Source organism: Haemophilus sp. HMSC066D02 (assembly GCF_001810545.1).
In the GTDB taxonomy this organism is placed as follows: Bacteria; Pseudomonadota; Gammaproteobacteria; order Enterobacterales; family Pasteurellaceae; genus Haemophilus_D.
Map to the genome: position 1 here is coordinate 46855 of NZ_KV801824.1, position 24318 is coordinate 71172.

Annotated in this window: 18 protein-coding genes; 6 read left to right on the forward strand and 12 right to left on the reverse strand. The window is 39.7% G+C overall.

Features of this window, described 5'->3' with window-relative positions; all coding sequences use genetic code 11:
• The first annotated feature begins 33 nt into the window (after positions 1 to 33).
• Together HMPREF2750_RS07395 and HMPREF2750_RS07400 are read left to right on the forward strand one after the other, a co-directional pair.
• Complete coding sequence (locus HMPREF2750_RS07395; RefSeq protein WP_049370161.1) at positions 34 to 1554, forward strand: ABC transporter permease; 1521 nt, start codon at positions 34 to 36, stop codon at positions 1552 to 1554.
• Positions 1555 to 1567: 13 nt separating this feature from the next.
• Positions 1568 to 2620: an ABC transporter ATP-binding protein gene (locus tag HMPREF2750_RS07400; protein WP_049370160.1), complete on the forward strand. Its 1053-nt coding sequence runs from the start codon at positions 1568 to 1570 to the stop codon at positions 2618 to 2620.
• A gap of 38 nt (positions 2621 to 2658) precedes the next feature.
• On the opposite strand, the gene HMPREF2750_RS07405 is transcribed toward HMPREF2750_RS07400, so the two are convergent.
• From HMPREF2750_RS07405 to HMPREF2750_RS07435, 7 genes are all read right to left on the reverse strand, one after another.
• Positions 2659 to 3378 carry a TerC family protein gene (locus HMPREF2750_RS07405; protein WP_070583223.1) on the reverse strand — a complete coding sequence of 240 codons (720 nt, stop codon included), beginning with the start codon at positions 3376 to 3378 and terminating at the stop codon, positions 2659 to 2661.
• Positions 3379 to 3447: 69 nt separating this feature from the next.
• Positions 3448 to 5274, reverse strand: a complete 1827-nt coding sequence (uvrC, locus tag HMPREF2750_RS07410) for an excinuclease ABC subunit UvrC (RefSeq protein ID WP_070583224.1) — start codon at positions 5272 to 5274, stop codon at positions 3448 to 3450.
• A gap of 9 nt (positions 5275 to 5283) precedes the next feature.
• Complete coding sequence (kdsB, locus tag HMPREF2750_RS07415) at positions 5284 to 6042, reverse strand: 3-deoxy-manno-octulosonate cytidylyltransferase (protein ID WP_070583225.1); 759 nt, start codon at positions 6040 to 6042, stop codon at positions 5284 to 5286.
• A 9-nt stretch (positions 6043 to 6051) separates the two neighbouring features.
• Complete coding sequence (locus tag HMPREF2750_RS07420; RefSeq protein ID WP_070583226.1) at positions 6052 to 6231, reverse strand: Trm112 family protein; 180 nt, start codon at positions 6229 to 6231, stop codon at positions 6052 to 6054.
• 17 nt (positions 6232 to 6248) lie between these two features.
• Positions 6249 to 7229, reverse strand: coding sequence for a tetraacyldisaccharide 4'-kinase (gene lpxK / locus HMPREF2750_RS07425; RefSeq protein ID WP_070583227.1), 981 nt, complete (start codon positions 7227 to 7229; stop codon positions 6249 to 6251).
• A gap of 53 nt (positions 7230 to 7282) precedes the next feature.
• Complete coding sequence (msbA, locus tag HMPREF2750_RS07430) at positions 7283 to 9046, reverse strand: lipid A ABC transporter ATP-binding protein/permease MsbA (protein WP_070583228.1); 1764 nt, start codon at positions 9044 to 9046, stop codon at positions 7283 to 7285.
• Between the two features lie 37 nt (positions 9047 to 9083).
• Positions 9084 to 11486 (reverse strand): DNA internalization-related competence protein ComEC/Rec2, encoded by a 2403-nt coding sequence (locus tag HMPREF2750_RS07435; protein WP_070583229.1) that lies wholly within the window; start codon positions 11484 to 11486, stop codon positions 9084 to 9086.
• A 262-nt stretch (positions 11487 to 11748) separates the two neighbouring features.
• On the opposite strand from HMPREF2750_RS07435, the gene dksA reads away from it, so the two are divergent.
• From dksA to folK, 3 genes are all read left to right on the forward strand, one after another.
• Positions 11749 to 12186, forward strand: coding sequence for an RNA polymerase-binding protein DksA (dksA, locus tag HMPREF2750_RS07440; protein ID WP_049384440.1), 438 nt, complete (start codon positions 11749 to 11751; stop codon positions 12184 to 12186).
• Between the two features lie 235 nt (positions 12187 to 12421).
• Complete coding sequence (pcnB, locus tag HMPREF2750_RS07445; RefSeq protein WP_083304591.1) at positions 12422 to 13780, forward strand: polynucleotide adenylyltransferase PcnB; 1359 nt, start codon at positions 12422 to 12424, stop codon at positions 13778 to 13780.
• Positions 13780 to 14283: a 2-amino-4-hydroxy-6-hydroxymethyldihydropteridine diphosphokinase gene (gene folK / locus HMPREF2750_RS07450; RefSeq protein ID WP_070583231.1), complete on the forward strand. Its 504-nt coding sequence runs from the start codon at positions 13780 to 13782 to the stop codon at positions 14281 to 14283. Before pcnB ends, folK begins: the two co-directional genes overlap by 1 nt.
• 54 nt (positions 14284 to 14337) lie before the next feature.
• Here the strand turns inward: folK and dcuC are convergent, their stop codons facing one another.
• The 5 genes from dcuC to HMPREF2750_RS07475 form a co-directional block, all read right to left on the reverse strand.
• Positions 14338 to 15696 carry an anaerobic C4-dicarboxylate transporter DcuC gene (gene dcuC, locus HMPREF2750_RS07455; protein WP_070583232.1) on the reverse strand — a complete coding sequence of 453 codons (1359 nt, stop codon included), beginning with the start codon at positions 15694 to 15696 and terminating at the stop codon, positions 14338 to 14340.
• A 285-nt stretch (positions 15697 to 15981) separates the two neighbouring features.
• The gene (locus HMPREF2750_RS07460) at positions 15982 to 17460 is read right to left on the reverse strand and encodes a tetratricopeptide repeat protein (RefSeq protein ID WP_222563177.1); all 1479 of its coding nucleotides are present in this window, start codon (positions 17458 to 17460) and stop codon (positions 15982 to 15984) included.
• Positions 17461 to 17478: 18 nt separating this feature from the next.
• Positions 17479 to 21390 carry an ATP-dependent RNA helicase HrpA gene (hrpA, locus tag HMPREF2750_RS07465; protein WP_070583234.1) on the reverse strand — a complete coding sequence of 1304 codons (3912 nt, stop codon included), beginning with the start codon at positions 21388 to 21390 and terminating at the stop codon, positions 17479 to 17481.
• Positions 21391 to 21392: 2 nt separating this feature from the next.
• Positions 21393 to 21776: a DUF423 domain-containing protein gene (locus HMPREF2750_RS07470; protein WP_070583235.1), complete on the reverse strand. Its 384-nt coding sequence runs from the start codon at positions 21774 to 21776 to the stop codon at positions 21393 to 21395.
• Positions 21777 to 22229, reverse strand: a complete 453-nt coding sequence (locus tag HMPREF2750_RS07475; RefSeq protein WP_049372397.1) for a DUF441 domain-containing protein — start codon at positions 22227 to 22229, stop codon at positions 21777 to 21779.
• A gap of 168 nt (positions 22230 to 22397) precedes the next feature.
• Between HMPREF2750_RS07475 and HMPREF2750_RS07480 the strand changes: the two genes are divergently transcribed.
• Positions 22398 to 24302: a monovalent cation:proton antiporter-2 (CPA2) family protein gene (locus HMPREF2750_RS07480; protein WP_070583236.1), complete on the forward strand. Its 1905-nt coding sequence runs from the start codon at positions 22398 to 22400 to the stop codon at positions 24300 to 24302.
• Positions 24303 to 24318 lie beyond the last annotated feature (16 nt).

Here is a 24318-nt window from a genome sequence, read left to right on the forward strand (position 1 = left end):
TACTCTACACTAATATTTTCAAAGGATTTTTCTGTGTCTAATCGCCCACCTCGCTGGCTTATAGCCTTAATCGTGCTGATTAGTTTGCCATTATTACTCCCTTTTTTATATGTTATTGAGCGTGCTGCAGATGTCGGATTGGCTCGCAGCATTGAATTACTTTGGCGCCCAAGAATGTGGGAATTGCTCAGTAATACCCTACTTTTAATGGTATTTGTCACACTTTTTGCCATTATTCTCGGCACACTATGTGCGTTTTTATTAGAACGTTATCGCTTTTGGGGAAAAGGCTTTTTCCAAGTAGCCATGACGCTCCCTCTTTGTATTCCGGCTTTTGTCAGTTGTTTTACGTGGATCAGTCTTACCTTCAGAGTGGAAGGCTTCTGGGGAACCATCGGCATTATGACGCTGAGTTCTTTCCCGCTTGCTTATCTCCCTGTCGCGGCGACCTTAAAAAGACTCGACCGCTCTTTAGAAGAAGTGAGCCTTTCATTAGCTAAAAGCCATGCTTACACATTTTGGCATGCGATTTTTCCACAACTCAAACCCGCCATCGGTAGCAGCGTATTATTAATTGCGCTTCATATGTTGGTAGACTTTGGCGCCGTGTCTATTTTAAATTACCAAACCTTCACTACGGCAATTTTCCAAGAATATGAAATGGCCTTTAATAACAACACCGCCGCCTTACTTTCTGGTGTGTTAATGGTGATCTGTATCTTTGTTGTGATGGGGGAAATTCGTTTTAGAGGCACACAAACACTCTATCAAAGCGGCAAAGGCGTAATACGTCCGTATCCATTGAAAACCCTCTCAGCAGGAAAACAAATTTTAGTCGTAAGCTTTTTCACGACCATTTTTGTGCTCAGTATTGGTGTGCCGATTACTATGCTGATTTATTGGCTAACCGTGGGAAGTTCCATTGAAGGTGCGGTCGATTTTGGGGAATTTTTTACCGCCTTCACAAATTCACTGACTATATCAACACTGGGTGCAACACTTACCGTTATTTGTGCACTACCATTGGTATGGGCTGCGGTACGCTATCGCAGTAAATTGACGATTTGGCTTGATCGAATCCCTTATCTACTTCACGCTGTGCCAGGGCTTGTTATCGCATTATCATTGGTCTTCTTTACCATCAACTATGCCTATTCCCTTTATCAAACCTTTGCCATGGTTATCGTTGCCTACTTTATGCTTTATCTTCCAATGGCGCAAACGACCTTGCGTAGCTCGCTTGAACAAATGTCTAGTAACATTGAAAAGGTAGGGCAAAGCTTAGGCCGTAGCAACTTTTATATTTTCCGTACCTTAGTCATTCCAGCTATGTTACCGGGGATTGCGGCTGCCTTTGCTTTAGTATTTTTAAACTTAATGAAAGAGCTCACCGCAACCTTATTACTGACCCCTAATGACATTAAAACGCTTTCAACTGCGGTGTGGGAATACACCTCTGATGCACAATATGCGGCTGCAACGCCTTATGCCATTATGTTAGTGCTATTTTCAGGGATTCCTGTATTTTTACTGAAACGATACGGTTTTAAATAACGAGAAGATAAAAATGACAACATTACTCGACATTAAAAATTTGAATAAATCCTTTAACGGACACCAGGTTCTGCACAATATCTCTCTGCAATTAGAGAAAGGTGAAATTCTATTTCTTCTTGGCGCATCTGGTTGTGGAAAAACCACCTTATTGCGTAGTATTGCTGGTTTTGAACAACCAACAAGCGGTGAGATTTGGTTAAAGAATCAACCTATTTTTAAAGAAAATCTCAATGTGCCGACCCAGCAACGCAAATTAGGCTATGTGGTACAAGAAGGCGTGCTATTTCCTCATTTAAATGTTTACCGCAATATTGCTTATGGCTTAGGCGATGGCAAAGGGAAAACGGAAGAGGAAAAACAACGCATCGAAGAAGTGATGAAACTCACGGGTATTAGCAGCTTAGCGGACCGTTTCCCTCATCAGCTTTCTGGTGGTCAACAGCAACGTGTTGCACTTGCTCGAGCACTTGCACCAAGCCCTGAGTTAATCCTGTTTGATGAGCCATTTAGTGCGTTAGATGAACATCTAAGAAATCAAATTCGTTACGATATGTTACAAGTATTAAGAGAAAGTGGTTCCTCTGCCGTATTCGTGACCCATGATCGCGATGAAGCACTATGTCATGCTGACAAAATCGCAGTGATTCAAGAAGGGAAAATTCTCCAAATTGCGACACCTAAAACGCTCTATTGGTCACCTCAGTATTTGTCTATTGCTAAATTTATTGGGGACAGCATTATTCTTCCTGCAACATTAAAAAACGATAGCATCGCGACCTGTCAATTAGGTGAAATTGCCATCGAAAATAAAGGAAATGGCCATACGCAAGGGAAAGTGTTATTCCGCCCTGAGCAATTCTCTCTTGCGAAAAAAATCCAAGACCCGACCGCTTCTTTTAAAGGTGAGATTAAGCGAATTGAATCAAGAGGACGAGCTATCAATATTTGTATTGATGTTTGCGGTTATGAATTGAATATCAATGAAGATCTCATCAACGAATACCATACTGACGAACAAGTCACCATGTATTTGTATGGGAAAGGGGTATTCTATAATGACTAAAAAAAGGCGGAACACATTGTTCCGCCTTTTTATATGATTTAATGACCAAGTGATTTTCGCATTTTGATGTTGAGCATTTCAACTACTGTTGAGAAGCCCATTGCAAAGTAAATGTAGCCTTTTGGAATATGAATATCCAAACTTTCAGCAATTAAACTTACTCCAACTAAAATTAAGAATGCTAAGGCTAAAATCTTCAATGTCGGATGGGTATCAACAAAATTACCAATTGGTTTCGCTGCAAACATCATCACACCTACTGCAATCATAATTGCCAAAATCATCACAGGAAGGTGGTTTGCCATACCTACTGCCGTAATCACGGAATCTAAAGAAAACACAATATCTAAAACTGCAATTTGGATTAACACGCCCAAGTAACTGACTTTCTTCTTGTTATTCTCTTCTTCATGATGTGATTCAGGATGCATCGCTTCTTTGATTTCGCCTGTACTTTTCACAATCAGGAATAAACCTCCAAGGAATAAAATCAAATCGCGCCCTGAAATTTCCTGACCAACCAAAGTGAATAGCGGTTCCGTTAATTTCATCATCCAAGAAAGGGAAACAAGAAGTAAAATACGGGTAATCATCGCTAACCCAAGACCGATAATACGACCAGATTGGCGTTGATTAGCGGGTAAACGTCCCACTAAAATACTAATAAAAATAATGTTATCGATACCCAAGACGATTTCAAGTGCGGTCAATGTGAGCAATGAAATCCATGCTTCGGGATCAACAAGCCATTCAAACATAATATGTTCCTATATAAAATCCGAAAGGTTGAAATAATAGACAGTTCGCGTAGAAAATCAAGATTTTTCCTAACTTTTTAAGGTCTCAAAAATCTTTTCTGCTAAGGCTTTAGAAATACCGGGTACAGAGGCGATTTCATCCAACGTGGCATTTTTCACACCTTGCAATCCCCCTAAATATTTCAACAAGGCTTGGCGTCGTTTAGCACCTACTCCTTCAATGGTTTCCAATCCACTTTGGGTAAAGGCTTTTTGGCGTTTTTGACGATGACCGCTAATCGCATGATTATGGCTTTCATCTCGAATATGTTGGATTAAATGCAGTGCAAGGCTATCATCCGGCAAATGGATTTCACGATCTTGTTTGCTGATAATTAACACCTCTTGTCCTGCTCGACGATCCACTCCTTTTGCCACTCCAATTAAGTGCGGTCGATTTTTATCCCATTTTACGTTGAGGTGATGAAAAACCTCTAAGGCACGATTAAGCTGCCCTTTACCACCATCAATAAAAATAATATCGGGGATTTTATCTTCATCAAGATCTCGATCGTAACGTTTCTTTAAGGCTTGCTCCATCGCGGCATAATCATCTCCCCCCGTAATGCCTTCAATATTAAAACGGCGATAATCTGATTTCAGTGGGCCTTCTTGATTAAATACCACGCAAGATGCCACGGTTTGATTACCCATCGTATGACTAATATCAAAACATTCCATACGTTTAATTTCAGGCATATCGAGTAATTCACAAAGGGCTTGATAACGTTCGTGCATTCGGGAAGATTGTTTAAGTTGAGTCGCTAACGCCGCTTTGGCATTAATCTGTGCTAGTTGTAGATATTTACCTTTATCACCTTTAGCGGATTCTTGTATCACTACTTTTCTACCTGCTTGTTCAGTTAACAAGGCTTCAAGCTCAGCTTTTTCATCTAATTTATGATCCACAATAATGCTATTAGGAATACTTCTGCCCTGATGACCTTGCAAATAAAACTGCCCAACAAACGTCGCCGTTAATTCAGATAAATCAGTATTAGCAGGCACTTTTGGAAAATAACTACGATTGCCTAATACTTTACCTTGACGAATAAACATCACCTGAACACAAGCTAAACCATGTTGATATGCAATAGACATAATATCCATATCGTCCAAACGCTCATTAGATACGAATTGTTTTTCGATAACTGCACGAACGGCTTGAATTTGATCACGATAACGTGCCGCCCCTTCAAAATCTAAGTCTCGGCTCGCCTGCTCCATTTTACCAATGAGGTAATCTAATACTTGCTGATCTTTTCCTTGTAAAAATAGTCGTGCTAATTCAACTTGTTGGTTATATTCTTCATCGCTCACATAACCTGCCACACAAGGTGCTGAGCAACGCCCGATTTGATATTGCAAACAAGGACGGGAACGATTGTTATAAACTGAATTTTCACATTGACGAACAGGGAATAATTTTTGCATTAACGACAAGGTTTCACGCACTGCGCCTGCATGAGGATAAGGCCCGAAATACTCACCTGCAATTTTTTTCGTTCCACGATAAGAAGCAATACGAGGATGACGTTCTTTCGTCAGTAAAATAAAAGGATAGGATTTATCATCTCGCAATAATACGTTATAACGAGGTTGATAAAGTTTAATGAAGTTGTGCTCTAGCAACAACGCTTCAGTTTCTGAAGAAGTAATCGTCGTATCAATATGATGAATTGACGACACCAAGGCTTCTGTTTTTTTGCTGCTTAAGTTTTTTCGAAAGTAGCTGGAAAGGCGCTTTTTTAGATCTTTCGCCTTGCCCACATAAATAACCTGATCTTTATCGTCATACATACGATAAACACCAGGTTCATGAGAAACATCTGAGAGAAACTTTTTAGAATCAAACATCAATAAAAACTACGCCAAAATTGACCGCACTTTTTCTAAATCTTCAGCTGTATCTACACCAACAGCCGGGACTTCTTTCACCAATTCCACATGGATACGCTCACCGTACCACAATACACGGAGTTGCTCTAATTTCTCTAAGTTTTCTAACTGCGTTGGTGCCCATTGCACATATTGTTTAATAAAGCCTGCACGATAAGCATAAATACCAATATGACGAAGATACGCATCAGCCAGTTGAGCCTTTGAGGTATCCGCTAATTGCATAAATTGATCACGATCGTAAGGAATCACTGAACGAGAGAAATATAAAACGTAGCCATCTTTATCCGTAACAACTTTCACAGCATTTGGGTTAAATAACTCTTCCGCTTCATGAATTTTTACCGCCAGTGTCGCCATATTCACGTTAAACTTCGCTAAATTCTCTGCTACTTGACTCACAATAACAGGTGGAATTAATGGTTCATCTCCTTGGATGTTTACAATGATTTCATCATCAGCAATACCAAGCTTACTTACCACTTCCGCTAAACGCTCAGTACCAGAATTATGCGCTTCTGATGTCATACAAACTTCTGCCCCAAAAGCTTTTGCGGCCTTTTCAACTTGTTCGTTATCTGTCGCGATAATCACTCGGCTTGCACCTGATTGTTGAGCTTTTTCAAAAACATGTTGAATCATGGGCTTACCGGCAATATCGGCTAGAGGTTTACCTGGTAAGCGGCTCGATGCAAAACGAGCAGGGATAATAACTGTAAATGACATAATCATTCCTTATTCTTTCAATGTTTCGGCTTTTTCTGCCAACAATACCGGCACGCCGTGTTCAATAGGATACGCCACTTGCTCAAAAGGGCAAATGAGCCGTTGATTTTCTTGATCGTATTTCAATCTTGCCAAACACCGTGGGCAAGCGATCACGTCTAATAATCGAGGATTGAGTTTCTCACGCATATTTCACTCGAATAGGGTTAAACCAAATGACGAATTTTTTCCCACAATTGTGGAAGTTTTTGGCCTTGATTTTCAGCCTCAACAATCTCCGCATCAACTGGAACATACCACCAATTCTCTTTAGCAAAAGCTTGACATTTTACGGCATCCTTTTCGGTCATAAAGAGAGGTTGGTTTTCAGCGAGTTTTTCTAATAATTGCGGCTCAAAATGTTGATGATCTTGAAAAGCTTTCGTATTGGCTAAACGAATATTTAAATTTTCCAACATCGTGAAAAAACGTTGTGGGTTACCAATTCCCGCGATGGCTGAACCTTGGGTAAACTCACCTAGTAAGCGTTTTTCTGCCGTCACTAAATTAATCGCATAGTGAGGAACGAGCGTCATAATGGCATCTGAATAAGCATTTTTTCCACCATTTGTAATCACAAAGTCCACATTTTTTAAACGACTTGGTAATTCACGCAAAGGCCCTGCAGGTAGCACAAAGCCATTCCCTAAAGCGCGTTCTGCGTCCATTACAACAATTTCAATATCACGTCGCAACTTATAATGTTGTAATCCATCATCAGAAATAATCAGATCGCAATCCTGTGTTTTCAAAAGTAATTCGATAGCTTGCTGACGATTCGGTGAAATCATCACAGGCACACCTGTTCTTTTAGCAATTAAAACGGGTTCATCGCCCCCTTGAACAGGGTCTGTTTCAGGTGTGACAAGTAAAGGATAGCTTTTAGATTGGCTACCATAGCCACGAGAAATCACGCCCACATGCAATCCTTGTTTTTGTAACTCTTCAACTAACCACACCACGACAGGGGTTTTACCATTTCCACCGACAGAAAGATTGCCGACAATAATGACCGGTTTCGGAGATTTATAAGAGGATAAGATATTCAGGGAAAATAATGCTCGGCGAATTTGGCTAATCAACCAAAATAGCAGTGAAAAAGGAAGAAGCAACCAAGCTAGCTTTGAATTAGAGTACCAAAAAGGCATTTCATTTATCCTATATTGATTTTGGGCGAACACATTGGTTCGCCCTTATTATTTTATCCGCTAAACTGCATACTGTGTAATTGTTTATACGCACCATCAAGTGCTAATAAATCTTGATGTGTACCACGCTCTTTAATTTCACCGTGTTCAATGACTAAGATTTCATCGGCATTTTCAATGGTTGATAAACGATGCGCTATCACCAATACCGTACGATCTTTTTTCAGTTCTTCTAATGCAGACTGAATTGCACGTTCAGATTCGGTATCGAGTGCAGAAGTCGCTTCATCTAAAATTAAGACAGGTGAATTACGCAATAACGCACGAGCAATCGCTAAACGCTGACGTTGACCACCTGAAAGACTCGCCCCATTTTCACCAATAACGGTATCAAAACCTTGTGGAAGTTTCTCGATAAATTCAAGTGCATAAGCTGCTTTTGCTGCTTCGATAATTTCTTCACGCGTGTATTTATCTTCTGCTGCGTAAGCAATATTATTGGCAATCGTATCGTTAAATAAATGCACTTGTTGAGAAACGACAGAACAATTCTCACGTAAATTAGATAGACGATAATCTTGAATTCTCACGCCATCTAATAAAATCTCGCCTTCGTCAATATCGTAGAAACGCGTCACCAAATTGGCAATCGTTGATTTACCCGAGCCTGAACGTCCCACTAAAGCCACAGTTTTGCCTGCAGGCACATAAAAAGAGATATTATTTAAGGCTTTCTCTTCTTTACCCTCATAAGCAAAACTCACGTTTTTAAATTCTAAATCACCTTTTGCGGGTTCTGCTTTATATGTGCCATTATCTTTTTCTGTTTCTAAATCTAAGATCGCAAATAATGTCTGACAAGCTGCCATACCTCGTTGGAACTGTGAGTTCACATTCGTCAAAGATTTTAACGGACGCATCATGGCTAACATGGAAGAAAAGACCACCGTAAAAGAACCTGCAGTTAAATTATCATCCGCAATTAATGGTGTGGTTGCCAAATAAAGCACTGCCGCTAACGCTAAAGAAGCAATCACTTGCACAACAGGGTCTGAAATGGCATCTGCTGTCACCATTTTCATACCTTTACGACGCATATCATTACTGACTTTATCGAAACGCTCTTCTTCCACTAACTGACCGCCAAAAGAAAGCACCACTTTATGCCCTTTTAGCATTTGTTCCGTCGCAGAGGTTAATTCCCCCATAGAATCTTGCATATTTTTACTAAGCTTACGGAAGATCTTCGATACAAAGCGAATAAGCACCGCAATAATTGGCCCAATGACGAAAAGAACCAACGTCAATTCCCAACTGGTGTAGAACATCACCACGAGCAATGAAATTAAATAGGCACCCTCACGTACAATGGTCACTAATGAATTAGAGGAAGAATTGGCAATCATTTCTGAATCGTAGGTAATACGAGAAAGCAATTTCCCCGTTGAATTACGATCAAAGAAACTTACCGGCATAAACATCAAATGTTTAAACAAACGGCGGCGCATAATCATCACCACTTTGCCAGACACCCAAGCCAAGCAATAGCTGGAAATAAAGTTAGTCACACCACGCAACATAATCATACCAACCACAACAAACGCCATCAGTTTTAGGAAAGAATGATCTGCTTTCCCAAAACCATCATCGAGCAACGGTTTAAGCATATAAATCAGACCAGAATCGGCCAATGCATTAAAAACGAGAGCGACAGCAGCGACAAATAAACCTGATTTAAAAGGTGAAATCATCGGCCATAAACGCTTAAAAGTTTGCGAGGTTGAAAAATCTTTATCTTGCATAGTTTGTTCTTGCATCACATTGTCTTAATAAAAATTGGCTGCATTGTACCTGTTATTTCGGGGATAATCCAATTACACGGGCAAACCAAGGTGAAAAATCCCCTCTCGCCTTTTCAACTTCAATCCTTTTTTCAATAAAATTTAACCTTATATGACCTGAAATAGCCGTATTTTCGAACGCACTTTGATAACGATTTAATCGTTCAATGACTGTTGGATGAGGAAAATTCCACGCATTCCATCGTCCACTCGAAATCAAGGCGATATCCGGTTTTATCTGCCCCAGTAAAAACTCGCCAGTTGAAGTTTTACTGCCATGGTGCCCCACTTGTAACACATTAATTTTGCCTATGTTTTCAGCAAATGCTCTTTCTGTCGCCACATCCGCATCACCGGTTAAAAGGATCTGATACTGTCCATCCGTGAATAAAATCACGCAAGATTGGGGATTCTCCGCCCTATCTGTTATTTGCGTTGGTGAAAGAACTTTAAAATCAAGCCCTCGCCACTGCCATTGTTTCCCCTGAAGACAAAAAGTGCGGTGCGTTTCATCATAGTTTTTGCGAGAAGGTGTAATCAGCTCAATCTCTGGATATGCGGCTAAAATTGCTTTAGCTCCACCTGAATGATCGTTATCATCATGGCTTAAAATCAAGGTTTCAAGTTCAATACCTTCCCGTTGAAGATAAGGTAATATCTCTAATTCCGCCATGGAAGAAGCTCCTATTCCACTCTGCCAAGCAGGCCCCGTGTCATACAACACGCCTTTCCCCTCTTTCACAATTAAGGTTGCTAAACCTTGTCCAACATCTAGCGTATCTAACTGCCATTTGGGTTTCGTGAGATATCGATATACAAACGAACCAATACAAACACAAAAAACAAGAATTACACCCAATAGAGCTTGTTTATACTCTTCTAGCGATAAGATTTTTGTACTATTTAACGTGAAAAATCGACTCGATTTTAACGGTGTATTTTTTGTTTGAGCTTGAGACAAAAAATACAATCCACCTAACATTCCGCTAAAAATAAGGCTTAAAAGTGCGGTCAAAATAAGGGATAAATTAATCGAAATCGGCATATACGAACCTTGGAAAAGACTGAGGTATTGTGTAATACCTTGAGCAATCGCATTTGAAAGATGCCAAGAAGAAAATGCCCCCTGGGTCAACACCGCAAAGAGAATCAAAGGTATAAGTAATACGCTATACAAGGGTACTGCAATTAAATTTGCTAAGAGCCCATTTAATGCCAAGCCATTAAAAAAGAAAAGCTGAATAGGCGTGAATAAAATCAACAGCCCTAACTGCAAATGAAACAAGCCCAAAATCCACCGCACTTTGCTGGATAATTTTTGATGCGGCCATTCAATTATTGATAAGGGAACATATCGATACCACACAATTAGACAGGCAACTGCACCAATTGAAAGCCAAAAGCTCACCGAAAGCGGCATAAGTGGATCACAAAAAAGCAAAAATGCCACCACCAAACACAGCATTTGCAAAGGCGTGTAATATCGTCGAGAAAATTGAAGGATTGCAATAAAAAGCAGTGCCATCATTGCACGAAAGGTCGGTAAACTAAATCCAGCTAAATAGGCATAACCTAAAGCAATCAACACACCAAAGCAAAGCGGAAACCAAGGCGAAATAAAGCGTGTAGGCAGTACGAATTGCAAGAATCGAGCAAAGAAGAAGCCTATCCCCATTGCTAAACCAATATGGAGCCCTGAAATCGCAATTAAATGTGCTGTATTCGTTTGTTGGTAAATCAGCCACGTTTTATTATCCAACCAGGCTCGCTCACCAAATGCCAATGCAATAAGTAAACCTTGTAAAGAAAGCCCTTCTGTCTGTTTGAGGCTATTCTGTAGAAAATGTGTGCGGTAAGAAAAATCTTCACTCATTTTGACCGCACTTTTCACATTTCCAACGGCAATAATCCTTTTGGAAAAATACCATTGCTGTCGATCAAATCCTCCATGATTTAATCTTGCAGATATAGGACGAAGTTTTACATCCGCCCGCCAAACTTCGCCGAGTTGTGGCTTTTCCGGCGCTTTCCAATTAATAAAAATTTGTTGTACTTTTCCATCAAATAAAGAGCTCGTCGCAATCAAGGTTTGATAATCTTGCTGATGAAGAATTTCTGAGATGTGGAGATCTAAGGTGATTTTATTCGGTAAACTTGAAATTCTCTCTGCTTGTCCCAATAACGATAAGGCTGATGAATGCGCATAAGCCAAAGTAAGTAAAAACAAGATACTACTTATGCAAAAATTTCTGGCTTTAAAATAATTGAACCAATGGAAACAAAGTGCGGTCATAACCAACATTAAAATGCTCAGCCCAGCCTGTTGCCAAGTGAGCAGTAAAAAATCTGGCACGACAAGCAAGGATAAGGCTGAGACAATGAGCATCATGCACAGTTGAAATAGCGTGATTTTCATTTTAAGTGTGATTTATAGCGAGAAAGTAAGCCAAACTAGCCTTAACCTCACAGATAAGCAAATAAACATACTGTTTTTTGCGATCACGATCGCAAATTTGAAATTTCTAAGCTAAATTTATTTGCTAAATAGATGAAGTTCTGCTATTTATATCGCCCTTAAAAAACAGGGTTCTTATGTCAGCTATTTTTTAGCCGATAAGAATCAATCAAAACAACAAGACAGGAAGTCGTTAAAATCTTTACTACATTAGGAGTTATCAATGTCTAAGGCATCTCTAAGTTTGCTGGATTTAGCCGGTGTTAAGCCTTATCAACCAAAGAAAGATGAAGAATACATGAATGAAGATCAGATTCTTCATTTCAGAAAAATTTTAACTGCGTGGCACGAGCAAATTGTGGAAGAAGCATCAAGAACGGTTGCTCATATGCAAGATGAAGCTTCAAACTTCCCTGATCCGGCTGACCGTGCGACGCAAGAAGAAGAATTCAGTCTTGAGTTACGTAACCGCGATCGCGAGCGTAAATTAATGAAGAAGATTGAATACACATTAAAAAAATTAGATACCGATGATTTCGGTTATTGCGATTCTTGTGGGGAAGAAATTGGCATTCGTCGCTTAGAAGCACGCCCTACTGCTGATCTTTGTATCGATTGCAAAACCCTTGCTGAAATTCGTGAAAAACAAGTCGCAGGTTAATTTATTTAAATCATCTAACAAAAAAGTGCGGTCAAAAATAACCGCACTTTTCGTGTTTTTATCAAATGCGCATTGAACATCGAGAATGGAGTAAATTATTCTTACTTATATAAAAAATTTATTTGGTAAAAAAACTAAAAAAGAAACCGAAACCAATATAAATTCGCCCGTTTCCAAAACGGAGCCCAAAAGCAAAAAATCAAACGTTTCAAAAACAGAGCGTTCACAACCCAAGATCGCCCCGTCCTCTTCTCACCATAAAAAAAACAATGCACAATCATCTCGCTATGACAAACATAGCGTGAAAGCCTCTCATTTCGGCATTAATCCACGGATGTTTAGTCGTAATGCCATTACTGTGGTAGAAAAATTGCAACGTCAAGGTTATGAGGCTTATATCGTTGGGGGCTGTTTACGTGATTTATTATTAGGTAAACATCCAAAAGATTTTGATGTAGCAACAAATGCACGTCCCGAGCAAATTCAAGCGGTATTTCAACGTCAATGCCGTTTAGTTGGTCGTCGTTTCCGTCTTGCGCACATTATGTTTGGTCGCGATGTAATCGAAGTGGCCACATTCCGTGCTAGCCATTCGGATGCGCGCAGTGAAAATCAAGCCAAACAAAGCGATGAAGGAATGTTACTGCGTGATAACGTGTACGGCACCATTGAACAAGATGCCGAACGCCGCGACTTCACCGTAAACGCCCTTTACTACAATCCGCAAGATAATACGTTGCGTGATTACTTCAACGGAATTGATGACCTGAAAAACGGAAAATTACGTCTGATTGGCGACCCGGTAACCCGTTATCAAGAAGATCCTGTGCGTATGCTACGTTCTGTGCGCTTTATGGCGAAATTGGATATGTTCTTGGAAAAACCAAGTGAACAGCCGATTCGTGAGCTTGCGCCATTACTGAAAAATATACCACCTGCGCGTTTATTTGATGAAAGCTTAAAATTATTGCAGTCTGGCAATGGTGTAAAAACCTATAAATTACTGCGTCAATACGGCTTATTTGAACAGCTTTTCCCAAGCTTAACGCCTTATTTCACCGAAAAAGAAGACAGCCTTGCGGAGCGCATGATTTTAACTTCGTTAAATTCAACTGATGAACGTATCGCCGATAAATTGCGCATTAATCCTGCCTTTTTATTCGCGACATTCTTCTGGTATCCATTACGCGAAAAAGTAGATGTGCTGAAAAATGAAGGTGGTTTAAACAATCATGATGCTTATGCCCTTGCGGGAAATGAAGTGCTTGATCAATTATGCCGATCATTAGCCGCACCTCGTCGTCATACATCCGTCATTCGTGATATTTGGATGTTGCAATTACAGTTACTTAAACGCACAGGTTCTCACCCTGCTCGCACGATGGAACATCAAAAATTCCGCGCGGCCTTTGATTTATTGGCGATGCGTGCTGAAGTGGAAGGTGGCGAAACCGTTGAATTGGCAAAATGGTGGCATGAATACCAACTCAGCAATCAAGAACAACGTCGACAGTTGGTTCAAGAGCAACAAAAATTGCATCCTGCACCGAAGAAAAAATATTATCGCAGACGTAAACCTAAGGCGGCTAACTAATGGTTCAAGTGTATATTGCCCTTGGCAGCAATTTAAATACGCCGACAGAACAATTAAATTCGGCATTAGAGGCAATCTCTGCGCTACCTAATACCGAATTAAAATCGGTCAGTGGATTTTATCAAAGCAAACCATTAGGCCCGCAGGATCAACCGGATTATGTAAATGCAGTGGCGATGCTCGAAACCACTCGCCCACCTTTAGCTTTACTCGATGAATTGCAACGTATCGAAAATGAACAAGGTCGCGTGCGTTTACGTCGTTGGGGTGAACGTACACTGGATTTGGATATTCTGCTTTACGGCGATCAAATCATTCAAAATGAACGCTTAACGGTGCCTCATTACGATATGAAAAACCGCGAATTTGTGATTGTGCCGCTTAATGATATCGCACAAGATTTGGTTTTACCGGAAGGCGAAAAAGTCGCAGATTTGGTGAAAGCCTTTGAAAATCATCAAATGCATAAAATCAAAAACAGCGAGAAAATTGACCGCACTTAACTCAAAACAAAAGGGCTGATATTCACTATCAGCCCTTCTTTTTTACCTATCAAGCTAGGCGGCAACGGAAACAAAGATTTCTGTGCCGATAATCACACAAATAAAACCAACCAACATTGGGACAGACATACGTTTTACGATCTCAAATGGTGAGATTTTTCCCATACCGGATACCGCCACAACCACACCAGAAACTGGTGATAAACCACGACCTAAGTTAGAGGCTTGTAACATTGGAATGGTTAAGAACGCGGGGTTGACGCCCATTTGAGTGGCTAGTTTTGGAATTAATTCTGCAAAAGCATAGAACGCCGCATTACCTGAACCTGTCGCCATGGTGGCTAAAATGGTAATCACTGCAAGCACTAACATCATAAAGAACGCTGAACCACCGAATGATTGTGCAGAAGCAATTAAATTAGTGATAAAGCCGATTGTACTTAAACTTTGCGCAAATACACCCGCCGCCACTAAAAGCATTACCACGCCCGCAAAGGCATCTGCCATACCGCGATATGCCACAATGAGATTATCGAAGGTTTGTTTTGCGTTAAAGCTACGTAAGAAATCTACCGCAGCAGTAATGATAAAGCAAAGCACCATCACGGTAATGATGTGTAAATTTGGTAAGCCCCATTTACCGTCAAAAATCAACACGCCAATAATGGGTAATAATGGCAAAATCGCATAGTAGTTTGGTGCAGTGGTTTTAATTTCATCTGCATTCAAACGTTCTACTTGTACGCCTTCTTTTTTATCCAAATAACGCTGCCAGAAGAAGTGTGCGACAGCAATCCCTAAAATCGCAAAAATCGAAACCGGCAATGCGGTGCTAAATGCAAACTCACCTAAAGGAATTTTGGAAATTTCAGCAGAAAGTACCACGTCACCTGAAGTTGGGGAAAGGATAATGGAAATCGGCGATGCACAAATTGCCGCTGCTGCCCCACGAGAAATCCCCACGTTTACCATGACAGGGAATAATGTCGCCATTAATAACACACCCAAGCCTGTTGCAGATGACACAGCAAAAGACATCAAACATGCGAGAAAGTAAGCAAACACCATTAAAATATAAGCTGAACGGATATTTTTCAGTGGTTTTGACACCAATTTCACCACCACATCATTCGCGCCAAGATGGGTCATGTACACAGAGAAACCACATAACACCATAATCATCAAGCCTAAGCCGCCGCCACGATTACCGAGTAGATATTTCACATATTCTAAAATATCAAAATAGGTGGAACCGGTGCTTTTCACGCCTTCCGGTAAAATCGAATGTCCCATCAGCACTGAAATGAATAACAAGACCAAGCCACCGAACATCAATACGCCGGTCGCTGAATAGCCTTTCACGATATAATATGCCACCAAAACAATGGCAATCAAACCTATTATCAGATCCATAATTTACCTCTTTATTAAAATAATAATATCAGCAAGATAGCGATTGAATTGGCAGTTGTAAATTAGTTCAATACGAAAATTTGAGGTAGATCACAAAAAGAGTTTTGGGGAGAAAGTGCGGTTGGTTTTGGAGGTGTTTTTTAAAGCTAGAAATATTTGAGACAAAACCTACTGAGTTTTCAAATAAGCTTGCCGACGACTTTGTTGGTAAGAACGTCGGCTATTCTGAACTATAAATAATTTAACTAAAAACCCGTTCAAAAGGCATTAATAATCTTAATGAAATTATGATTTATTTCTAAATGGATTCTTAGACAAACATACATCTTGGTCATTATTCAATAATCTGATAAAAAAATCTTCATATTTATAAGCACCTGATGATAAATAAATCTTATGTAAATAATCATTTATTTTATATTCATATTCTATATACATAAACTTATTATCAATAGTTTTTATACTTTTATTTTTTAGATCTGTGAGATATATAATTCTACATTCTTGCTCATCTTCAAAGGCGGCATGTTTCACTAAGAAAGTAATTGGAAGTAATAAAAAGTTTATTACTTCATCTTTACACTTGGCATCATCAAAAGACAATTCCTTTATAAACCTTGATATTTTATTAAGATTTTCAATTACTTTACTATTCTTTTCTTCAATGTAATCTAAATAATTTTTGATATCACCTGACTTACCATCTCTATAAAATGTTATGTTCCCTCTATGAGCAATATTTATATACTTATCCTTTGAATCTGGATCTATATATATACATCGATATAAAGGAAGTTTTTCTATGAACTTTTTATCTTCTATGGATTTATCCTCTATATTTCCTATAAAATTAATACGATTATTTTGATTATTAAAAAAACCATTATTAAACACAATACTAACGCCTGAGGCCTCGAGATTATTCTCTTTTCCATATAATCTAAATTGATTCAAGCTGTCATGGTTAAATGTAAAGCAAGATATGAGTATGAGACTATGTTTACTCTCCAATGTTGAAGATATATCAAGATATTCTTTTAAGATCTTACCTTCTTTCGGATCGTTTACATTTTTCACTGTATTCAATCGTAGATAGGAACCATTTTTATCCAATAAGTTAAACGCAACAGAAGGGCTTGTATAATGAGCGACATATTTTTCATAACCAAATTTATCATCCTCAATCTTAAGGATTGACAAAATATCTGTTACACAACGGTATATGGAGTTTATTGTTTCTTTATTATTAGAATTTTCCATACAAAATAGCTCTTTCTTAGTCTCATAGTAAAAATATTTTTTAGAACTATTAAAGTATTCATAACTTTTCTCACTATTTTCTAAGTAATCTCTAGTTATCACTCCTAAAAAGTACTGCGCTTTGTAATATAAAAAATCTTTTATATTATCTTTGTTAATCTTATTTAAATACTCAATTGCTTTATCAAAATCCTTCTTCCCTTTAAAAATATCCCCTAATAAATACATAGACCTACTATATATATATTTATATTTCTCATTAATTTTCTTTAAATAACTTATTGCATCATCATTAGCTAATTCAAACCAAGATATACACCCCAAGTGATAACTTGCATATGAAAAAACCAATTCACTATCCTCTTCTTTTATTTCTAAATAAATACTTTTAGCCTTTTCATATTCCCCTTTTTTCCTATATTGGTTAGCTAATTTAAAACAAGCTTTAGCAAAATTTTTTGGAGTTGAATTATCTCTTTTTAGAGATTCTAATTCTTCATTCAAACACATTAAATCATATCCTTATATATTATTAATCAAATTCAAAATCCGCTTATCCGACACCTGATACTTCGTGCCTAATTGCTGCGCAAATAAACTCACACGCAATTCTTCAATCATATAGCGAATTTCTGCAATTTCATCAGAAATTGGTTTAGATTTCGGCAGTTTAGCGAGCAATTGTTGGTAAGCTTGTTGTACTTGTTCCACGCGTAGCATCGCAGCACGATCGCGATTTACATCTTGAGCCAACTTATCAATGCGTTTATCAACGGCTTGCAGATAACGCTGTAAATCTGGTAGGCGATCATAACCGCTCTTTTGCACAAAACCTGGATAAATCAGCCCGCTTAATTGCGCCTTAATATCAGAAAAGGCAAAGGCCATGGTGAAATCCATTTTACCTTTTAAACGTTGGTTTAAGGCGTGATTGAGAGAGAGGATTTGTTCCACTTTCTGCGCAATATCCACGGTCACTTCGTTAAGGTTTTCTCGAACGAAATCACGCAATTTTTCAAAGCCGGCTTCATCCCACACAAACCCGCCAAAATCGGTAATCAGTTTATCCACCGCACAAGCAATACAGTCGTCAATCAAATCCAACACACGACCGAACGGGGTAAAATACAGACCCAATTTAGCCTTATTCGGCAATTTTTCATGCAGATATTTAATCGGTGACGGTACATTGAGTAACAACAATCGACGCAAACCTTGTTGCATTGCTACTGCTTGCTCAAATTCTGTTTCAAACAGTTTGATACCTACGGCATCTTTTTCATCTACAATGGCCGGAAACGCTTTGACGCTAAAACCACGTTGTTTTTGTTCGTAACATTGTGGTAAATCTGCAAAGCTCCAAATATGCAACCCGCTTTGTTCAATACCATAATCTGCCACTGCAGAAATACTTTCCTGCACACGATCTTTTAAGTTGAATTTCAGCTCATCCAAATTCATGGATTCGGCAATTTTCTTGCCGTTTTCATCCACCACACGGAAAGTCATTTTCAGATGGCTTGGAATTTGTTCCCAATTCCAATGTTCTGCTTCTACGGTGACGCCAGTCATACGACGCAATTCATAAATCAGCGTATCTAATAATGGCTTTTCCAACGGCACCGCACGACTTAAAAAAGCTTGAGCATAATTAGGTGCCGGCACGAAATTACGACGATAAGATTTCGGCAGAGATTTAATCAGTGCAATCACTAATTCTTCACGCAAACCTGGAATTTGCCAGTCAAAACCTGTCATTTCCACTTGATTGAGCAACGGCAACGGGATATGCACGGTCACGCCATCTGCATCGGTACCTGGTTCAAATTGATAAGTTAATTTGAGTTTCAAATTGCCTTGATGCCAGAAATTAGGGAAATCGAGCTTGCTCACTTGTTCCGCATCATCATTAATCAAGAATGAACGTTCAAAATTAAGCAATTCAGGCTCTTTTTGCTGCGCCTTTTTCCACCAAGTATCAAAATGTTTTTGGGAAACCACTTCCGTACCAATACGCTGATCGTAAAATTCAAAAAGCGTACGATCATCCACCAAAATATCGCGGCGGCGGCTTTTGTGTTCCAATTCCTCTACTTCTCGAACGAGTCGTTGATTTTCTTTGAAGAATTTATGTTTGGTATTCCAATCCCCTTCCACTAAGGCAGATTGAATGAAGATCTCACGGCTTACCGTTGGATCAATAGCACCGTAATTCACTGGTCGCGCAGCCACAATCGGCACACCGTAAAGCGTGACTTTTTCATCTGCAATCACAGTGCCACGAGATTTTGACCAACGCGGTTCTGAATAGGATTTTTTAATTAGATGCTCAGCAAGTGGCTCAATCCATTCTGGCTCGATTTCCGCCACCATGCGTCCCCAAAGTTTGGAAGTTTCTACTAACTCTTCCGCCATCACCCATTTCGGTTGTTTTTTGAAAAGCACAGAATTGGGGAAAATTGCAAAATGGGCATTACGTGCGCCAAGATATTGTTGTTTCTCTGCTTCTTTTAAACCGATATGAGAAAGCAAACCGCTTAAAAGTGCGGTATGAATTTGCTGATATTCGGCTTTTTCGGAATTAATCGGCAAACCCATTTCACGCACGGTTAAACGAATTTGATGATAAATATCCTGCCATTCGCGAATGCGTAAATAATTTAAGAAATCCTTTTGGCATTGACGACGGAATTGGTTTTTACTTAATTCTTTTTGTTGTTCTTGTAGGTAACGCCAAAGATTGAGTAAAGCCAAGAAATCCGATTTTTTATCGGCAAAACGACGATGTTTTTCATCGGAAGCTTGTTGTTTTTCTTGTGGACGCTCTCGAGGATCTTGAATGGATAACGCGGCGACAATAATCATCACTTCATGCAATGCACCTTGTGAGACAGCAGTCAGCAACATCTTCGCCAAACGAGGATCCACAGGGAGTTGAGCTAATTGACGACCTACTGCGGTTAATTGACGTTTCTCACCCGCTTTGGTGCGAACCATTTCAAACGCACCTAATTCTTCCAACAGTTTTATCCCATCTTGAATATGGCGTTTATCTGGCGCATCAACAAACGGGAACGCTTCAATATCATCTAAGCCCAATGCCGTCATTTGCAAAATAACAGAGGCTAAATTGGTGCGTAAAATTTCAGGATCGGTAAACTCTGGACGAGAATTAAAATCCTCTTCCGAATATAAACGAATACAAATCCCCTCACTCACACGACCACAACGACCTTTACGCTGATTAGCGGATGCCTGTGAAATAGGCTCAATCGGTAAACGTTGTACTTTGGTGCGATAGCTATAGCGGGAAATTCGTGCTGTACCTGGGTCAATCACATATTTAATGCCCGGCACGGTCAATGAAGTTTCCGCGACGTTGGTCGCCAACACAATGCGATTTAATCCACTCGGATGGAAAATTTTATTTTGTTCTTGTGCAGAAAGGCGTGCAAAGAGCGGTAGAATTTCCGTGTGTTTTAAATTTTGTTTTTGTAAAGCTTCAGCGGTATCGCGAATTTCTCGCTCACCGTTCATAAAGATCAAAATATCGCCTCGACCTTCTGCTTGCAGTTCATCTACTGCGTTGAGAATGCCTTGTAGCTGATCTTGGTCGTCTTCCTCCACTACGGGACGATAACGCACTTCAACGGGATAGGTTCTGCCCGAGACTTCGATAATTGGGGCATTGTTGAAATGTTTGGAAAAACGTTCCACATCAATGGTCGCAGAGGTAATGATAAGTTTTAAATCACGACGACGTGGTAAAAGCTGTTTCAGATAACCAAGAATAAAATCGTTGTTCAGGCTGCGTTCGTGAGCTTCGTCGATAATCAAACAAGAATATTGATTAAGAAAACGATCGTTTTGAATTTCAGCAAGCAGAATCCCGTCGGTCATCAACTTGATTTGCGTATCATCACTGATTTGATCGTTAAAACGGACTTTATAACCTACTAAACCGCCAAGCTCCGTTTCCAGTTCTTCCGCAATACGTGCCGCCACCGAACGAGCGGCAATACGGCGTGGTTGAGTATGACCAATCATACCTAAATTGCCGAAACCTAATTCCAAACACATTTTCGGCAATTGGGTGGTTTTACCTGAACCAGTTTCCCCTGCCACCACGATGACCTGATGTTCAGAAAGCAGTTTTTGAATTTCTGCTTTACGTTGACTAACCGGCAAACTCTCTGGAAAAACAATCGGATTTTTGACCGCACTTTTACGATTTTCTACACGTAATTGAGCCTGTTCAATCTGCAGCTGGATTTCTGCGGCAACAGCTTGTTGGGCCTCTTGGCTTTTAATTTTTCCAATACCATGAATGCGGGCGGATAAACGACGCTGATCCACCAGCATAATATCCTTGAGTTTCGAAAAGAGAGATTGTTGTATCGGGTTTAATTCACGTTTGACTGATTTATTCTTCATATCTATTTACTTTTAAAACCACCGTAAGCCAAGCAAAGCCAACCAATTAAAAATAACGTGCCTCCAATCGGTGTCACCCAAACGAGGAACTTGCCTGCACCAAGCGCAAGTGCATAAAGACTGCCACTAAAAAGAAGAATACCGTACGCCCAAGTGCCTGCAGCAAGATTAGCCATTTTATTTGTAACCAATGATTCACGGCATAATTGCAAAATTCCAATCGTTAAAATGGCGATAGTGTGGAACATTTGATATCTCACACCGGTTTCAATCCACGCTAATTCTTTAGGTTCTAAAACCTTACTTAATCCATGTGCTGCAAAAGCACCAATCGCCACACACAAAAAACCGCTCAATCCTGCGATAAATAACCATTTGTTTTTCATTTAAAATTTTCCTATTAATACAGCTAAAATACCTGCGGCGATTAAAGGTCCCACCGGAATACCACCTAAGAAAGAAACACCAATAATCGTACCAATTAATAATCCTGTCACCAAAACAGGTTGTTCACTCATTAATGGCACCCCTTTCCCCGCAAGCCATGCGACGAATACCCCTGTTAAAATAGAAACGCCCATTTTCCAGTTTAAAAATGAACTGAGATCGGGCAGTTGGATTTTTCCCGAGACTAACGGAGCAAGCACACCAATCGTTAAAATGATGATCCCAATTTTTATCCCGTATTGTTCAAGTATGGGAATGTATTTGGATAATAAGGTTTGCTGCATGATTAATAACACAGCCGCTGAGATGGTGATTGCACTGTTTTGACTCATTAAACCTAAAATGATTAAGAAAACCAACAACAACGCTATCATATTGAATTGTAATGACATAATACCTCTAAAGTGCGGTCAGAAAGATGACCATTTTTTGGCGTGTAAAGTTTTTGTAAATTATACCAATTTCTTGCTTTTCTGTGTTTTTTATTTACCTAAAAAAGGCTAGAATACAAGAGAACTTTCTTCTCATACTCCCTGTTTTTACTAAGGTTTTTTTGCCCTATGTCGAATGCCGTCAGCCCTGAATTAATTAAAACTGTTGTTCTACTTGCTACTAGTGTAACCATTGTGCCACTTTTTAAGCGTATTGGTTTAGGTAGCGTATTAGGTTATTTAGTGGCGGGATGTTTAATTGGCCCTTCCGTTTTCGGCGTAGTAAAAGATGCAGAATCGGTTCTCCATATGGCGGAACTGGGCGTGGTGATGTTCTTATTCATTATCGGTTTGGAAATGCATCCCGAACGTTTATGGGCTATGCGAAAAGCGATCTTCGGACGGGGCTTTCTACAAGTCGGGCTATGTGGTGCACTGCTTACCTTTGCCGGTATCTATATTTTAAATCTTCCTAAAGAAGTGGCGTTTATTGCAGGGATGGGCTTTACCCTTTCTTCCACCGCTATTGTAATGCAGGTATTAGAAGAACGCGGGATTACGAACACACCAAAAGGCCAACGGGTGATTTCAACCTTAATCTTTGAAGACTTATCTATTGTGCCATTATTGGCTTCTATTGCCTTTTTAACACCTGAAACCAAACATATTGAGCATCAAACAAACTGGACATCTATTGCTATTGCACTCGGTGCCGTTGTCGGTTTAGTGGTTGCGGGCAAATGGTTAATGAACCCTATTTTCCGCTTAATTTCAAAAGCTCACATTCGTGAAATGATGACAGCTGCTGCCTTGCTTGTGGTATTAGGCGCAGCCTTAGCCATGGAAGCGAGTGGACTTTCAATGGCGATGGGCGCATTCGTCGCCGGTGTGATGCTTTCAGAATCTGCATTCCGTCACCAACTCGAAGCGGATATTGAACCGTTCCGTGGTCTATTGCTCGGTCTTTTCTTTATGGGCGTAGGGATGTCACTTGATTTAACCTTGGTGTTCGACAATGCACTTTGGTTATTAGGTATCGTGTGCCTTTATATCATCGGCAAAGCCTTAGCGGTTTACACTGTTGCACGTATTACGAAACTTGACCGAAAAGAATCCGTTGGACGAATGACCATTATGGCGCACGGTGGTGAATTTGCATTCGTACTCTTCTCTGCTGCAACTACGGCAGGTGTAATGACAAAAGATCAAAATGCAACTTTTACTGCAGCTGTCATTATTTCGATGCTATTCTCTCCATTGATTGGTTTATTGATGCGTAAAATCAACCAACGTAAATCAGCAAATCAAGAGGAAAGAGTCGATACCAGCGATCTTGATCCTATTGTGGATTTAGAAGATAGCGTACTCGTGATTGGTTTTGGTCGTTTCAGTCAAATCGTCTGTCAATCGCTTCTTGTTCGTGGTATTAATGTATCGGTGATTGACCGCAACATCGAAAATATCCGTGCGGCAGCCAAATTTGGTTTTAAAGTTTATTACGGTGATGGTATTCGTCTTGATGTGTTACGTGCTGCCGGTATCGAAAAAGCGAAATGTGTCGTCATCGGGATTAACGATACAGATCGTATTGAAAGTATTGTTCAGAATTTGAAAGATGCTTATCCTAAACTCCCTATTTTGGCGCGAACTTATGACCGTAAAACAACAGTAAGCCTGATTAAACGAGACGTAGACTTTATTGTACGTGAAACCTTTGAGTCTGCACTTACGCTCAGCCATGCAACATTAATGCAATTAGGTATCAATAAAATTGAAGCGGATGAAGTGATTGCAGAAGTTCGTTACTTAGATCAAGAACGATTGAATGAAGAAGTTTTGCATGGTTTTTCTACGGACATCATCCGAAAATATTGGATGCCGAAACCTTTCATTAAACCACATTCTGATGCTGAAGCACTAAACGAAGAAACGGCTGAGATTTTAGAAAAAGAAGATGACACCAATGACGAAGCAGCGGTTGAAACCCTTCTTCATGATGATTCTGAAGCCGAAAAACAAAAAGAAGTCGAATAATAAAAAAGCCCGATAA